This is a genomic window from Kitasatospora sp. NPDC088861, assembly GCF_044750105.1.
In the GTDB taxonomy this organism is placed as follows: Bacteria; Actinomycetota; Actinomycetes; order Streptomycetales; family Streptomycetaceae; genus Kitasatospora.
This window is the reverse complement of record NZ_JBIVJF010000013.1, coordinates 1-14570: the sequence shown is the minus strand read 5'-3', so window position 1 is coordinate 14570 and position 14570 is coordinate 1. Positions and strand designations below refer to the sequence as shown.

The following is a 14570-nucleotide window of genomic DNA, read 5'->3' as shown; positions in this document are numbered from 1 at the left end:
GTGGCTCCCCCCCCGCCCCCCCCCCCCCCCGCCGCGCCCCCGCCCCCCCCCCGGCCGCCCCCCCACGGCAGCACGGTCCGGCTGACACACGTGTGGGCGGGCGGGACCGGGTCGGCCCGTTCTCCTCCGCTGCGTACCGCGCCCCGGCACCGCTCGTGCCGGGGCGCGGCGGCGCGTTCACCTGCCCGCGTTCACCCTGGCGCCTTCATGCGGGCGGGGTCCACCCGAGCTCCGCGCCGCCTCCATGGACGACGCACACCCTGTTCGTCAACACGCTGCTGATCGATCGTCAATCCAGTCCTGGTGTCCTGACCGCGTTCCGCAGTCGCATCCGCACGCGGTCCACCGACAACAGGAGATACCCGTGTCCCACCCGTCCGCCCGGACCCTCCGCCCCCGCCCGAGCACCGGCACCCGCCGCCGCACCCGGCTGGCAGGCCTGGCGCTCGCCGTCTCCGCGATATCGGCGAGCAGCATCACGCTGCTCGCCGCGCCGGCGAACGCCGCCGTGGTCGAGCAGATGATCACGATCCAGGACCACCAGAACCACAACTCGCTGGCCAGCGCCGACGGCGAGGGTTCCCGGATCGTCGCCCGCAACTACCAGAACGCCTCCACCTCGTTCTGGATCTCCAACAAGCCCGGCGACCGGGTCGACTTCGCCCGCAACGTCGACGGCACCGAGCGCGTGCTGGAGATGGACACCAACGACGGCCGGTCCACCCAGTTCATCCACTGGTGGGCGGGCGCCAACCAGCAGTGGACCCTGGAGCCCGTCGCCGGCGGCGGCACCTACCTCCACAACGCCCGCGACAACCGCTGTCTGACCTACCACGGCCTCGACCGGGAGGTCACCGTCGAGAACTGCGACGGCAGCATGTCCCAGCGGTTCGACCTGATCGGGTCGGGCACCGGCCCGGGCCCGGGTACCTCCGTCGAGCAGCGCTTCCTGGACCGGCTCAACACCGTGCGCGCCCAGAACGGCAAGCCGGCGGTGCGCCTCAACCAGACGCTCTCCCAGGCCGCCAAGTGCAACGCCGACCAGATGGACCAGCGCCGCGTCTCCGGCCACTTCTGCGACTCGAACGGCATCGCGCGCAACCTCGGCTACACCGGGAGGGGATTCGGCGAGATCGCCTTCTACGGCCCCACCGACATCGACGCCGCCGTCGACGGCTGGATCAGGTCGCCCCTTCACCTGGGGATCATGCTCGGCGACTACAACGAGGTCGGCCTGGCCCGCACCGGCAACGCCTCCTGGAACGCGGACTTCAGCACCCGCTGACCCCCGCCGCGACCGCTCCGCCGGGGCCGCTCCACCCGGCGGAGCGGCCCCGGCCGGAGCCTCCGCCAGTGACGGCACTTCCGGGAGGCCGGCCGGCGTACCGAGGTGTACGACCAGACCGCGCGCGGCTGGACCGGGAGATCCGGCACTACCACTTCCCGGGGGACGGCTGCCTCGGCGAGGAGGCGGACCGGTCCGAGGTGAAGCTGGCCGGGGTGGCGATCCCGCGGCCCGGGGCGATGCCGGAGAGCGTGGGGGGAGAGCTACGAGGAGGTGTGCTCGCGCCTCGGGGTCGAGGCCAGGCCCGAAGGATGGGCCCTGTGGAACACCTGGGGTGACGGGGACCTCCAGGTGACGATGCTGGTTTCGGCGGTCGACACCACGGAGGGCCTGCTCGCGAACTGGTCGCGGGGCAGGGAGCTGTACCCGGTGATGCCGGTGCCCTCGCAGATCGCGCTGATTCACCGCGGTTGGGCCGCGCACATGGTCTTCTCCCCTTTCGGGGTCCGGAAGTTGGGGCTCGGCGGGCAGCCGTGACACCACATGCCGGCGCCGGCCAGCCCCTGGAGGGCATGGCCGGCGCCGGTGGACCGGAATTGAGCGAATTCACGTCACAGAAAATTCGACGGCGATCAAAGCGCCGCGGGGACTTGCGGTGATGCGGCCGGGCGAATTTCCGTTCGGGTCCCGCTCCGCCGGTTCGTCAGAGGATTTGGATGGAGTTGACCCTCGGCGGGCGGTTCGGGTACGTGATGTCGGTCCAGCGGTTGACCCTCACCGAGTCGCCGTTGGCATCGGAGTAGACCAAGTCGTTGTTCCCCGTGGAGATCCGGTCGATCCACCACCCGCCGAAGCCGATCGTCCCCCCGTTCGCGTAGCAGTCGACGCTGTCACGGCCGTCGAGGTGCGACCAGATCTTCAGGAAGTCATTGCGGCTCCCGTCACACTGGACATGGTCGATGGCGAAGGCGGTGCCGGACGGCACGGCCACGGTGAGCGTGGCCGCCGCGGCGAAGGCCATCGCCATCGAGCTCACGACCTTCTTCGCTTTCGAGATCATGGATTCTCCTCAGTCGGATAAAATGTCGAATCGGAGTCCGCTTCGCAACGAGTTTCGGTTGCGTCGTGCTCGATCAGTATCCAGACCGCCTTTGTGAGGGTCAATCGAACGAACCTCGACCTTACGTGTTCTCGGTCATTTCCATCCGGACTTTCGGCGAGGCGTGGGGTGCGTTGTTCTGGTGTGTCGCGAGTGGTTCCGGGGCCGGGCGGATGGGCCGTCGACCGAGATCGCCTACCGGCCGCTCTGACGTGGGGTGATGGTCCGACCGTCGACCGCGCGCGACAGGTGTTGGGGGCACCTGGCTGGGAGAGGGGGGTGGGGCTGGCGAGTTCGCGCATGACGTGTCGGGTGTTGCCGGGTGTTGCCGGGGAGCTCCGGGGCGGGGAGGTGGTTGCCCGGGTAGCCCTGGACGGCGCCGAAGCGGTCGGTGGCGGCCTGCCACTCGTCGCGAGCCTGGACGATGTCCTCGTGAGACCGCCCGATGAAGTTCCACGACAAGGCGATCCTGCGCCTGGCCGGCGGGGAGGTGCACGTGAGCACCATGCACGAACGCACCGTCCCCAACCCCGGAAGGCAGTTCCCGGTGGCGATCGTCGGCGGCACCGGCGCCTACCGGACCATCACCGGCGACGGCACCCTGGAGTACACCACTGCCGACGACACCACCATCATCCTGAACTACAGCGTTCAATAGGGCGTCGGGAGTTGAACCGCGAGCCGCGCTCGTTGCGTGACCTCGCAGGTCACCGGACCTGTTGATCTGCTGACGGGCCGTCCCCCCTCCCGGCCGCCATCGCGCGCAGGGCGTCGACGGCGAGGCGGGCGGTGGTGCCGATGGCGGCGTCGGCGGCGGGGAGGGTGATGGTGGTGGCGGCGGCGCGGGTGAAGACGGCGAGGGCGTAGCGGCCGCCGTCGGGGTATTCGACGACGCCGACCTCGTGGCGCAGCGTCGGGAGGGTGCCGGTCTTGCCGTGGACGCGGACGTCGTCGTAGGGGAAGCCGGAGGCGAGGCGGTGCGGCCAGACCTGGAGGCCGAGCAGGCGGCGGAGGGCGGCGCCGTGTTCGCCGGGGCAGGCGTCGCCGTGCCAGAGGGCGGCGAGCAGGGTGGTCATGTCGCGGGCGGTGCTGCGGTTGGTGAAGGCGGGGTCGAGGACTCTGAGGCGGGCGACGACGGCGGGGTCGACCGGGGAGTCCCGGCCGGTGTCCTCGGCGAGGGCGGCGATGAGGTCGCGGAGCTTGTGGACGGCGACGGTGCGGGTCAGGCCGAGGTCGGCCATGGTGCGGTTGACGGTGTCGAGGCCGATCTCGTCCCAGAGGACGTCCGCGGCGGCGTTGTCGCTGACGGCGACGGTCAGGTAGGCGAGGTCGCGCAGGGAGAGCCGGGCGGCGTCGAGCATGGCGGCCAGGCCGGTGCCCCCGGAGGTTCGGCCGGCGGCGGGGACGTCCACCTGGCGGGTCAGGTCGATCCGTCCGGCGGCGGCCTCGCGGAAGAGCGTGACCAGGAGGCAGAGCTTGTGAACGCTGGAGGTGCTGACCGGGGTGTCGGCGTCGAGGGCGATCTCGGTGCCGGTGTCGAGGTCGCGGGCGTGCAGCCGGCCGCTGACGCCGGCGTCGGCGAAGGCGGCGGCGATGCGGGCGCGTGCGGTGCGGGCGCCGGCGGGGCGGTCGCCGGATGCGCGGTTGCCGTGGGCGCGGTCGCTGGTCACAGCGGGAACTCCATTGCGGGCCGGGGAAAGAGCGGGGGGTTGGGCGGCTGGGGCAGGAGGCCGCCGTGTTCGGTCAGCGCCTCGTGGGCGGCCTCGGCGAACAGCCGGACGGCAGGGCCGCCGCTACCGGTCGGCCAGGCCGTGGAGGTGCGCCAGGCCAGCGGGGTGCCGGTCAGCGGACGCCAGACTGTACCCGGTGGCGGCGCGGTGCGTGGCACCAGGGCGACGGCGCTGCCGGTGAGCACGAGCGCGCCCGCGACGTCAGGGCCGGGCGGGTCGACGACGGCCTCGGGAGTGCAGCCGTGCCGGGTCAGGGTGGTGAGCATCTCGTCGTACAGCGCGGGGGCGGTGGCGCGGGGGAAGAACACCAGGCGCCGACCGGTCAGTTCGGCCACCGCCAGCTCCGGGCGGTCGGCGTCCGGGCTCCCGGCGGCGAGCAGGACGCCGAGCGGCTGGTGCAGGACCGGCCCGAACGCCAGCCCGGCGGCCGGGCACGGGTGGCGGACGACGGCGACGTCGACCGTGTGCTGGGCGAGTTCGCGCGCCATGGCCGCGACCGGCAGTTCCCGCAGTTCGAGCCGGGTGCCGGGGGAGGCGCTCTCGAAGCCGGTGAGCAGCGCGGCCAGGACGGCCGGCCCCAGCTCGGGCGGCACGGCCGCGCGCAGGGTGCCCGCCCGGCCGGTGCGCAGGTCGGCGGCGGTGGCGAGGAGGCGGGCGGTGCTCTCCAGCACCTCCTTCGCCTCCGCGAGCAGCAGCAGGCCCGCCGGGGTGAGCTCGACTCCGCGCGGGCCGCGGTCGAACAGGGTCACGCCGAGCTCGCGCTCCAGACGTTTGATCCGCTGGGAGAGCGAGGGCTGGGCGATCCGCAGGCGCTCGGCGGCGCGGCCGAAGTGCCGGTCCTCGGCGACAGCGCGGAAGTGGCGTAGGTGCCCCAACAGGTCCATGGCCAGCAATCATAGGCATTCTCATATCGATCTCTTTACCATAGTGGTCTTGGACTGATGGCCCGGCGGCCTGTTTAGCTGAGGGTGACGACACGAACCACCTGGGAGACCACCGATGACGCCTGCCCTTCGCCGCCCCCGTACCGCGCTGCCCGCCGTGGCCCTGCTCGCGGCCACCCTGCTGAGCGGGTGCGGCTCTGCGGGACTCAGTAGCCATGCCGCTGCCGGCACACCCGCCCCGGCATCCAGCGCGACGCCTTCGACGGATACGACGAGCGCTTCCTTCAAGGGACTTGAGCAGCAGTTCGGCGCCCGCCTCGGCGTGTACGCGGTGGACACCGGCAGCGGCCGGGAGATCGCCTACCGGGCCGACGAGCGGTTCGCGTTCGCGTCCACGATCAAGTCGCTCGCCGCCGGCGCTCTGCTGCGCAAGGCCTCCGACGAGGAACTGGAGAAGGTGGTCGCGTACCGCCAGGAGGACGTGTTGGCGTGGGCGCCGATCACCTCTCAGCACGTCGCCACCGGCATGAAGGTGCGTGATCTGGCCGCCGCCGCGATCCAGTACAGCGACAACACCGCCGCCAACCTCGTCATGGCCGAGCTCGGCGGTCCGGCGGCCGTCCAGCAGTCGCTGCGCGACCTCGGGGACCCGACCACCAGCGTCGACCGCACCGAGCCGACCCTCAACGAGGCGACCCCGGGCGACACCCGCGACACCAGCGCCCCCCGCGTCTTCGCCGCCGACCTGCGCCGCTACGCCCTCGGCGACGTCCTCGCGGAGGACCGGCGCCGACTGCTGACCGACTGGCTCATCGGCAACACCACCGGCGCCCCCTACGTCCGCGCGGGCGTGCCCACCGACTGGAAGGTCGGCGACAAGACCGGCAACGGCGGCTACGGCACTCGCAACGACGTCGCCGTCGCGTGGCCCCCCGGCGGCCGGAGCCCGGTCGTGATCGTCGTCATGTCCGACCGCGGCAAGGCCGACGCCACCTCCGACGACGCGCTGATCGCCCAGGCGACGAAGACCGTCGTCGGCGCCCTCGGCTGAACACCCCCGACCACCAATACCCCCGACCACCAATACCCCCGACCGCCAAGAGCCCCGACCACCAGGAGCCCCGACCGCCGTGATCCACCCCACCCGCCGGACCGCCACGGACGCCGACTTCACCAGACGCCGCTTCGCCCAGCTCGCCGTCCTGGGCATCGCCGCCGGAGCCGCGCCGATCGCCGCCTCGGCCCCGGCCGTCGCGTCGGCCCCGGCCTCCACCTCCGCGGGTACGCCGTCCGCCTCCCGCCCGCACTACGACCGCGCCCGCCGCCTCGCCGGCGACGACCCCGTGCTGCGTGCCCTGGTGACGGCGCTGACCCCCGGCTCCGACCTTCCTGACCTGCCCGCGCCGGCGCCCGTCAAGCTGTTCGACAACCTCGTGCTCCTGAGCGCGGGCTGGGTCTCCGCGATGGCGGTGCTGACGGACGACGGCATCGTGCTGATCGACGCACTCACCTCCCCGGCCGACGCCGACGGCATCATCGTCCCCGGGCTGCGCGCGGTCGGAGCCGATCCGGCGGCGATCAAGCGCGTCGTCCTCACCCACGGCCACTCGGACCACTTCGGCGGCGCGCAGACCCTCGCCGACCGCTACGGCGCCCGCGTGCACATGTCCCCGGCCGACTGGGACCTCCTCGCCCGCACCCGCCCGGCCGACGCCCCCGCCCGGGACCTCGACATCGCGGACGGCGAGCAGCTCACGCTCGGCGGCACGACGATCGAGCTGCACCACACTCCGGGCCACACCCCCGGCACCGTCTCCCCGGTCATCCCCGTCCGGGCCGGCCGCCGGCACCACAGCGCGATGCTGTGGGGCGGCCTCAACCCGCCCTCGACGGCGGAGGAGCTGCGCACCTTCCTCGCGTCCGTCCACGCCTTCCGGGCCGTCATGCGCCGGGCGAACGTGGAGGTCGAGCTCTCCAACCACCCGAACGACCACGGCCTCGAACGCGCCGAACTACTGCGCCGCCAGCCGCCCGGCGCCGCGAACCCCTTCCTCCTCGGCGGCCCCCGGACGCAGCGGTACATGGCGGTCATGGACGCGATGCTGCGCGGCCGGATCGCCGACGCCGAGGCGCCGACAGCCCGGGCCGTCGCGGCACCGCACACCTGCTGCTGACCGTCCGGACCGCCCGGCCAGGGGCAGTGCCGGTGAGTTCGACCTCCTGGCGTGGAGCCGGGGGGGGGGATCGCCGGTGAGCGGCTGGTCCGGGCGGGGCTCACGGAGTGCGGGCGGGGTGTGGTGGCAGGGGGAGTCGGAGGAGGAAGCGGGCGCCGGTGGGGGAGTCGGCGAGGGTGAGGGTGCCGTGGTGGCGGGTTGCCAGGTCGCGGGCGATGGCGAGGCCGAGTCCGGCGCCGCCGGTGTCGCGGGTGCGGGCCTCGTCGAGGCGGGTGAAGGGGGCGAAGACGCGCTCGCGGTCGGGGGCGGGGATGCCGGGGCCGTCGTCCAGGACTTCGAGGACGGCCCACTGACCGTCGGGGCCGTGGTCCTCGGTGAGGGTGACGGTGACGCGGTCGGCGGCGTGGCGCAGCGCGTTCTCCAGCAGGTTGCGGAGCAGGCGGTGGAGTTGGGCGGCGTTGCCGGGGACTTCCAGCGGGCGGTCGGCGTGGACGGTGATCCGGCTGGTGCCCTGCGGGAGTTCGGCGGCGACGTCGCGGGCGAGGTCGGTGAGTTCGACCCGGGTGTGGTGGGCCGGTGCGGCGAGGGGTGGGCGGGCGAGCAGGAGCAGGTCGTCGGCGAGGTGCTGGAGGCGGACGGTGTCGGCGCGTGCGGCGCGGACGACGGTGGGCCAGTCGGTGCGGTCGGGGTGGGTGAGGGCGACCTCCAGGGAGGTGCGCAGTCCGGCGAGGGGGCTGCGCAGTTCGTGGGAGGCGTCGGCGACGAAGCGGCGCTGGGCGGTGACGGCGTGGTCGAGCTTCTCGAGGGTCTGGTTGGTGGTGGTGGCGAGGTGGGCGATCTCGTCGGCGGTGGGCGGGACGGGGACGCGCCGGTCGAGGTGCTGGGCGGTGATGGAGGCCATCTGTGTGCGGATCGCCTCGACCCGGCGCATCGCCTGGGCGGTGACCGCCCAGGCGATGGCGGCCACCAGCAGGACGGCGAAGGGCCCGGCGACCAGCAGCAGCCGTTGGACGGATTCCTGGACGCGTTCGGCGTCCCAGGGCGGTACGAGCAGGTAGGCGGTGACGGTGCGCTCGCCCCGGTCGGGTTCGCCGAAGCCGGACCGCAGGGAGTAGCCGTCGATGCCGCCGGCGCTCTGCCCGTACAGGGGGAGGGTGTGGTGGGCCAGACGGCTCGCGGTGCCGGCGGCCGGGGCGCCGAGCGTGAGGGCGCGGGAGACCTGCTCGCCTTCGGGCAGCGGCGTGAGCTGGGCGGCGACCTGGGCACGGAAGGGTTCGAGGTCGGGGCTGACCTCCAGGAGCCGGCCGGAGTCCAGGACGAGGGCATAGGCGCGGTCGCCGCCGAGCAGCCCGCTCGCCGGGACGTGGCCGGTGCGCATGTCCGCGACCGCCACGTCGAGGCGGGCCTGCGCGGCGGCCTTCGCGTCGTCCGACTGGGAGTCGTAGAGGCTGTGGCTGAGCCAGAACGCGCCCGCGGTGAAGGCGGCGGCAGCGGCCAGGCCGGCCGCCGCCGCGGAACGGGCCCGCAGCGAGCGCAGTGAGCGCAGCAGCCGCGGCGGCCTAGCCACGGGAGTCCAGCCGGTAGCCGGTACCGCGCACGGTGACGATGGAGTTCCGGTCGAACGGGACGTCGATCTTGCGGCGCAGCGCGCTGACGTACACCTCGACGATGTTCGGGTCGCCCTCGTAGCCGCTCTCCCAGACCTGGTCGAGGATGGTGGTCTTGGCGACGACCTCGCCGGGGCGTTCGGCCAGGCACTCCAGGACGGCGTACTCGCGGGGTGTGAGGGCGACCGGGGTGCCGGCGCGGTGGCAGGAGCGGTCGGCGGGGTCGAGGATCAGGTCGCCGACGGTCAGCTCGGGCGGGCGCTCGGCGCCGCCGCGGCGGACCAGGGCGCGCAGCCGGGCGACCAGGACCGGATAGGAGAAGGGCTTGGCGAGGTAGTCGTCGGCGCCGGTGTCCAGGGCCTCGATCTCGTCGTACTCGCCGTCTTTGGCGGTGAGCATCAGGATCGGGGCGGTGATGCCTTCCTGGCGCAGCTGGGCGCAGACCCGGTAGCCGTTGAGGCCGGGGAGCATGACGTCCAGCACGATCGCCCGGTAGTCGCCGGTGCGCGCGTACCAGAGGCCGGAGCGGCCGTCGTGGACGACGTCCACGGTGTAGCCCTCCGCTTCCAACCCGTCCCGGAGGGCATCGGCCATCCGGGTCTCGTCCTCCACCACCAGTACGCGCATGCGTCTCAGCATGTCACGGGGGGTGTCACGGTTCCTGAAGGTGCTTTCAGGCTCTTTCAGCGGATCTTCAGAGGGCGGGTCGGACGCTTCGGGGGTCGCCCCACGTCCGCCCTACCGCGAGGTGAGCCCCGTGACCCTGACCCTGACCCGCGCACCCCGCGCCACGGTCGCACCCCAGTCCCAGCTCCACTCCCAGCTGCGGACCCGGCCCGGATCCCGGCCGCTGCCCGAGCCGCCGCGGCCGGGCCGGACCGTCCTGCTGCCCTGGGCGCTCGCCGCCGTGCTGTTCGCCGCCTACACCGCGCTGTCCGTCTCCCGCCATCTGCACCTGCGGACGTCCGGCTTCGACCTGGGGATCTTCGAGCAGGCCGTCCGCGGCTACGCCGAGGGCCGCGCGCCGGTCTCCGAGCTGAAGGGGCCGGGCTTCCACCTGCTCGGGGACCACTTCCACCCGATCCTGGCCACCCTCGCACCGCTCTACCGGGTCTTCCCCTCCCCGATGACCCTGCTGGTCGCCCAGGCGGCGCTGCTCGCCGTGTCCGCCGTCCCGGTGACCAGGGTGGCGGCGCGGGCGGCCGGTCCGTGGGCGGGCGCGGGCATCGGCGTCGGGTACGGCTTGTCGGTCGGTCTGCAGCAGGCGGTGGCCTTCGACTTCCACGAAATCGCCTTCGCCGTACCGCTGTTGGCCTTCTCCCTGGAGCGGCTGACGCTGCGGAGGTGGCGTGCGGCCGCGTGGTGCGCGCTGCCGTTGCTGCTCGTGAAGGAGGACCTGGCGGCGACGGTCGTGGCCGTCGGCTGTTACCTGTTCTGGCACGGTCGCCGCCGACTCGGCGCGGGCGTCGTCGCGCTCGCCGCCGCCACCGTGGCGCTGGTGGTGCTGGTCGTCATCCCGGCCCTCAATCCCGACGGCGTCTACACCTACCTCTCCAACGTGGACGGCCCGGCCGGCGACCCCGTGACCAGGCTGCTCTTGCCCGCCCAGAAGTGGGGGACCGTCGCCGTGCTGCTGGCCCCCACCGCGTTCCTGGCGCTGCGCTCCCCACTGATCCTGCTCGCGCTCCCCACCCTGGGCTGGCGGTTCTGGTCCACCAACCCCGCCTACTGGGGGACGGGCTTCCACTACGGCGCCGTCCTGATGCCGATCGTCTTCCTCGCCTTCGCCGACGCCCTGGCCCGGCTCCGCGCGCGGCACGGCCTGCGGCGGTGGACGGCCTGCGGCCTCGTGGCCGTCGGGCTCGCGGTGACGGCCGCCGCCCTGCCCTTCCGCCCCCTCGCCGAGCTGGCCCGGCCCGCCACCTGGCAGCGCGACGCGACGGCCGACGCCGTGCGCGGAGTGCTGCGGGTGATCCCGGACGGTGCGCAGGTGGCTGCCGCCAACGGCATCGCACCCCAACTCACCGACCGCACCCGGGTCTTCCTCTTCCCGTACTACCCCGGAGGCCCGGGCGCGAAGCCCGACTGGGTCGCGGCCCCCGACCACCCGCGGGACGGCCTCTTCCCCGCCGGCCAGGAGGCCGAAGCCCTTCGCGCCCTCCCCGCCGCCGGCTACCGTCCCGTCGCGAGCGCCGGAGGCGTCACCGTCTACCACCTCGGCGCGCGGGAATGACAAGGCGGCCCAGCGGCCCTGCCGGCCCTGCCTGCGGGGCCGGGGAGGTCGGTCACGGTGCCCGGACCGGCCCACGCCCTACCTCCTTCTCCCGGAACTGCTGCGGCTGAGTGACAAAAGGAGGGCTCCCCCGAGATGTTCACGATATGACGAGTCGACTCCTCTTAACTTCTTCCGAGATTCGGATGCGTCGCCCAACAGGCGGTCCAGCGCGTTCGCCACCCATGGAGGTCGTTGGATGAATCGTCGTCCCCGGGTCGCAGCGTCGCTGGCGGGTGCGGTAATCGCCCTTGCGTCTCCGTTGGCGGACGTCGCTGCGCAGGCGTCCGCACGGCATGCGTTCGGCTCCATGTGGCTCCAGGACGGGGATGGGGAGGGGCGACACCATGACCACAATCCCTTGCGTGACTGCCACAGTTCCCGCCGTGTCGTACTCATCGACCAGAACTTCAGAATCATCCTGAAGAACGGCCGGCACGGGCCGGAGGCTCTCGTTCTCCAGGGGGACGCGTCATCCTCACCCTCGTCGCCGGCAGCACCGTGGGACAGCTTCAATGTTTCAACGTATTTGGACGTGAACTATCCCACCCAGACCAGCAACCAGTACGAGTGGCAGATTCGTGACTTCTTCAGGGAGCACCCGCTCTTCGTGGTGAAGGCATTCGACCGCCACGAGCGAGTTTTCTCCTTCCCGGCTGCCCACTGCATCGACAAGCACGACGACGGTGACCGCGGTGACGGCGCTCCTCCGTACGGGGGTGGAGCTGCCGACGGGAGCGGCGCGTCCGGCTCCCCGTCGCCCCAAGCAGGGGACAATCCCCAAGACGGCCAGCCTGGGCCGGAGACTCCCAGCTCCGGGGCCACCATCCCTCCTCCTCCGCGCGATGCTGCGGCTGAAGGCAGGAACAACCGTCTGCTGAGCGCGAAGCACATCGGGATCGCGGTCGGCGGTTTGCTGGTGGTTCTGGGAATGCTGGCCACGGCATGGCTCCGACGTCGTTCTGACACGTGACAGTCGGCCGGAAGAGGAACCGGCAGCGCTGACGACGTGTCGAAACAAGAAGATGACATCGAAACCGGGGCGGTTAAACGGCGCCGGGATGAGCCCGGCGGGTTCCCGTCCATTGGTCAGGCGGTGTCCGGCACGGAGACGGCGCGAGTCCGGTCCGCGGCCGCCGCCCCGCAGTCGCCGGTGCTGGGGGCCTGGACCGGCAGCAGAAGGCGGTTTGGGTGACGGCCCCGGGAGACAGCGCCACCTTGTGCTCCCCCTGGAAACCGAGCCGTTCCGCTGAGCCATGGGGTGGTTCACGCCGTGCCCCGCCCGGGCCTGTGGGGTCGGCGGGGCACGGCGTGCGGTGCTCAGCGGTCGTCGCCGAGTTCCTGGTGCATCTGCGGCTGGTCGTCCTGGTCGTGGGTGAGCGCGAACTTCTGGATCTCGTTGAACGTCTTGGAGGCCATGCCGAGGACGTCCTTGTAGGGGTTGACTCCGGTGGTCTTCTGGACGGAACCGCCGAGGAGCCCGCCGCCCAGGCCGCTGACCACGCCGTGGCCGGCGGCGAGCGGACCGGAGGCGAGGTCGAGGACGCCCTTGGGCACGCCTGCCATGTCGGCGTACTCGTCGGTGAGCGCGTGCCGGACCAGGGCCATGAGCGCGTCGTGCGTGGGGCCGGGGTAGAACTGCTTGTAGAAGTCGACGGCCTGCTGCGTCATGAAGACGCCGTCCTCGGACTTCTTCCACTCGTCGTTGCGCGCCTGGTTCCAGATGCGCGTGACCAGGTCGGCGTCCTTGGGCAGTTGCCACCGCTCGGGAGTGCCGAGGTAGTGGTTGACGTAGTGCCAGGCACACATGAACCCGTGGGCGTCTTCCTTGGAGACGTCGATGCCGAGGTTCTTCATCGCCTCCAGGATCTGCACGCTGAACACGCAGGAGGCGCCGGTGGTGTATTTGATCGACACCGGCTCGCCCCACTTGGCGTAGTCCCACGCGCCGCTCTTCTTGTGCAACTGCCGTACGGAGGCGTGAACCAGGCGGACCTTGGTGACGTTCGCCGCGAGGGTGCCGTCGCGCAGGGCGTTCTTGTTGCCCATGTCGAGGAACAGCCGGGACGACTGCGACAGGCGCCGGCCCGGGCCCTTGACGCCGCCGAGCCGCCCGGTCGAGCGGAGCGTGAACGCGCCGGTGGGGGAGAGGTAGGTACCGATCAGGCCGACGGTGCCCTGGAGCATGGTCACTTCGCCGTGGTGGTGGCCGAAGAAGCCCTCCGCGGCGTCGACGTCCGCCTCCGACCAGTCCGGCGGCGGCGCCGCGGCCTCCCGCAGGAAGTCCGCCAGCCGCTGGGGAAGTTGGGAGAGGTCCTGACCGGGCTTGAGCGTCCCGATGGTGCGGAAGAGGGCGTTGACGCCGTCGATTTCCTTGTGGTCGATCAGATCGGAGACGAGCTGATCGGCCTGCGGGTCACCTGCCTGGCCCGCGGCCTCCAGCTCTTGCGTCGCGTTCTGAGTCGTCAAAGCCACAGAAGGGCTCCTTCCTTCGCTGAGGGGGAAGCCGCCGGTCGGCACGTGCCGGGAACTGTGGTCGACATGGCGTCCCGGGCAGATGGATCAGCGAGCAGCGGCATGCCTCCGACTCTGGCGGAACGTCGTACCTCAGCTGAGCGAAAAAACGTTTCGCCCTCCCTCGAACGAGTGAAGGGCACCACGGTGGACCTGTCCGGCCACGGCACGAGGCGCGGTGGCGGGCCGTCTGTCGTGCTACCGGGACGCCGCCACGACACTGTCCCGCAGCACCTCGATGGCGGGCGTCCACGTGTCCACTCCGTCCAGGGCGTGCAGCCAGTGCCCTGTGGGGTTGGTGGAAAGCTGCTGGGTCCGGGTGCCGTATCCACGTCGGGGCTTGTGGCCCGGGGTGTAGTTCTGGGCGTGCTCCCGGTCCCGTCGTCCGCCTATCGCCCTGCGGATCGGCCTGTACCCGGCCGGGCTGTGGGCCGAGATCGCGGCGAACGCTCCGGCGTCCGAGCCCGGGCCCGCCGGGGAAGCCGCCGGGTGAGGGCCTGCCCGGCGGCCCGGAAGGTTCGTATGCCCCACTACCTTCTCTGACCATGAACATGGGGGAGCGGCTTGTCGCCGCAGCAGCAGTGATCGTCGCGCTCGGGGGAGCAGCGGCCCGCACGTCGAGCGGGGCGCCGGCGACGGCCGCCGTGCCCGTGCCGGCCTCGGCGTCGCCTGTTGCGGGCACCCCGGAGTGGGCCGCGAAGTGGCTCGGCGACCCCGAGAGGAGCCGCAATGCCTCCCGGGTCGTCGGCCGCTACGCCCGGCTCGCCATCGTCCAGAGCGGCGGGCGTCAGGGCGACGCGGCTCTGTGCGACGCGGCTCTGTGCGACGCCGAGTGGGCGAAGTTCACCCCGGCCCGGAAGGTGGTGCTGGACCGCGACGGCTTCGGCGAGGGCTGCCAGGTCGCCGCCTAGCTAGTGCCGCATCAAGCAACGTTCGCCCTGTCGACCACCTCGCGTAGCCGTTGGTCAGCGGCGTGCTTGTTTCGCCAGATGATGTAGCGGCGGA

The 14570-nt window shown here is 72.2% G+C and carries 14 protein-coding genes and 1 pseudogene; 8 read left to right on the top strand and 7 right to left on the bottom strand.

The features are described 5' to 3' along the window. Positions 1–364 precede the first annotated feature (364 nt). Complete coding sequence (locus ACIP37_RS21980) at positions 365–1285, top strand: CAP domain-containing protein (protein WP_363630751.1); 921 nt, start codon at positions 365–367, stop codon at positions 1283–1285. Between the two features lie 351 nt (positions 1286–1636). Continuing rightward, positions 1637–1822: a hypothetical protein gene (locus ACIP37_RS21975; RefSeq protein WP_363630749.1), complete on the top strand. Its 186-nt coding sequence runs from the start codon at positions 1637–1639 to the stop codon at positions 1820–1822. Between the two features lie 166 nt (positions 1823–1988). Here the strand turns inward: ACIP37_RS21975 and ACIP37_RS21970 are convergent, their stop codons facing one another. Then, positions 1989–2345 (bottom strand): beta/gamma crystallin domain-containing protein, encoded by a 357-nt coding sequence (locus tag ACIP37_RS21970; protein WP_363589488.1) that lies wholly within the window; start codon positions 2343–2345, stop codon positions 1989–1991. 484 nt (positions 2346–2829) lie between these two features. On the opposite strand from ACIP37_RS21970, the gene ACIP37_RS21965 reads away from it, so the two are divergent. Beyond that, entirely contained in the window at positions 2830–3042 is a 213-nt protein-coding gene (locus ACIP37_RS21965) for a hypothetical protein (RefSeq protein WP_363589506.1), read from the top strand. Positions 3043–3091: 49 nt separating this feature from the next. Here the strand turns inward: ACIP37_RS21965 and ACIP37_RS21960 are convergent, their stop codons facing one another. Together ACIP37_RS21960 and ACIP37_RS21955 are read right to left on the bottom strand one after the other, a co-directional pair. After that, positions 3092–3979: a serine hydrolase gene (locus ACIP37_RS21960; RefSeq protein WP_363589504.1), complete on the bottom strand. Its 888-nt coding sequence runs from the start codon at positions 3977–3979 to the stop codon at positions 3092–3094. A 71-nt stretch (positions 3980–4050) separates the two neighbouring features. Beyond that, positions 4051–4998, bottom strand: coding sequence for a LysR substrate-binding domain-containing protein (locus tag ACIP37_RS21955; RefSeq protein WP_363589490.1), 948 nt, complete (start codon positions 4996–4998; stop codon positions 4051–4053). Positions 4999–5113: 115 nt separating this feature from the next. On the opposite strand from ACIP37_RS21955, the gene bla reads away from it, so the two are divergent. Together bla and ACIP37_RS21945 are read left to right on the top strand one after the other, a co-directional pair. Beyond that, a complete protein-coding gene (gene bla / locus ACIP37_RS21950; protein ID WP_363589492.1) occupies positions 5114–6049 on the top strand; it encodes a class A beta-lactamase in 936 nt (311 codons plus the stop codon). Between the two features lie 79 nt (positions 6050–6128). Continuing rightward, positions 6129–7172, top strand: coding sequence for an MBL fold metallo-hydrolase (locus ACIP37_RS21945; protein WP_363589494.1), 1044 nt, complete (start codon positions 6129–6131; stop codon positions 7170–7172). Between the two features lie 100 nt (positions 7173–7272). On the opposite strand, the gene ACIP37_RS21940 is transcribed toward ACIP37_RS21945, so the two are convergent. Together ACIP37_RS21940 and ACIP37_RS21935 are read right to left on the bottom strand one after the other, a co-directional pair. Then, complete coding sequence (locus tag ACIP37_RS21940) at positions 7273–8739, bottom strand: HAMP domain-containing sensor histidine kinase (RefSeq protein WP_363589496.1); 1467 nt, start codon at positions 8737–8739, stop codon at positions 7273–7275. Beyond that, positions 8732–9406 (bottom strand): response regulator transcription factor, encoded by a 675-nt coding sequence (locus ACIP37_RS21935; RefSeq protein ID WP_363589498.1) that lies wholly within the window; start codon positions 9404–9406, stop codon positions 8732–8734. The genes ACIP37_RS21940 and ACIP37_RS21935 overlap by 8 nt, the downstream gene beginning before the upstream one ends. A 130-nt stretch (positions 9407–9536) precedes the next feature. On the opposite strand from ACIP37_RS21935, the gene ACIP37_RS21930 reads away from it, so the two are divergent. Together ACIP37_RS21930 and ACIP37_RS21925 are read left to right on the top strand one after the other, a co-directional pair. Beyond that, entirely contained in the window at positions 9537–11012 is a 1476-nt protein-coding gene (locus ACIP37_RS21930; RefSeq protein ID WP_400809181.1) for a DUF2079 domain-containing protein, read from the top strand. 238 nt (positions 11013–11250) lie between these two features. Then, a complete protein-coding gene (locus ACIP37_RS21925) occupies positions 11251–12024 on the top strand; it encodes a hypothetical protein (protein ID WP_400809178.1) in 774 nt (257 codons plus the stop codon). Between the two features lie 347 nt (positions 12025–12371). Here ACIP37_RS21925 and ACIP37_RS21920 read toward each other — a convergent pair whose 3' ends face one another. Beyond that, the gene (locus ACIP37_RS21920) at positions 12372–13526 is read right to left on the bottom strand and encodes an oxygenase MpaB family protein (protein WP_363589632.1); all 1155 of its coding nucleotides are present in this window, start codon (positions 13524–13526) and stop codon (positions 12372–12374) included. 584 nt (positions 13527–14110) lie between these two features. Between ACIP37_RS21920 and ACIP37_RS21915 the strand changes: the two genes are divergently transcribed. Continuing rightward, positions 14111–14476, top strand: coding sequence for a hypothetical protein (locus tag ACIP37_RS21915; protein WP_400809175.1), 366 nt, complete (start codon positions 14111–14113; stop codon positions 14474–14476). Between the two features lie 11 nt (positions 14477–14487). Here the strand turns inward: ACIP37_RS21915 and ACIP37_RS21910 are convergent. Next, positions 14488–14570 (bottom strand): annotated as a pseudogene (locus ACIP37_RS21910) (transposase); the annotation flags it as partial.

What these genes read in the sequence shown, in the direction of transcription:
- ACIP37_RS21970 (WP_363589488.1), bottom strand. Translation starts at nt 2,345, where the DNA reads ATGATCTCGAAAGCGAAGAAGGTCGTGAGCTCGATGGCGATGGCCTTC.
- ACIP37_RS21965 (WP_363589506.1), top strand. Translation starts at nt 2,830, where the DNA reads ATGAAGTTCCACGACAAGGCGATCCTGCGCCTGGCCGGCGGGGAGGTG.
- ACIP37_RS21955 (WP_363589490.1), bottom strand. Translation starts at nt 4,998, where the DNA reads ATGGACCTGTTGGGGCACCTACGCCACTTCCGCGCTGTCGCCGAGGAC.
- bla (WP_363589492.1), top strand. Translation starts at nt 5,114, where the DNA reads ATGACGCCTGCCCTTCGCCGCCCCCGTACCGCGCTGCCCGCCGTGGCC.
- ACIP37_RS21935 (WP_363589498.1), bottom strand. Translation starts at nt 9,406, where the DNA reads ATGCGCGTACTGGTGGTGGAGGACGAGACCCGGATGGCCGATGCCCTC.
- ACIP37_RS21925 (WP_400809178.1), top strand. Translation starts at nt 11,251, where the DNA reads ATGAATCGTCGTCCCCGGGTCGCAGCGTCGCTGGCGGGTGCGGTAATC.
- ACIP37_RS21915 (WP_400809175.1), top strand. Translation starts at nt 14,111, where the DNA reads ATGAACATGGGGGAGCGGCTTGTCGCCGCAGCAGCAGTGATCGTCGCG.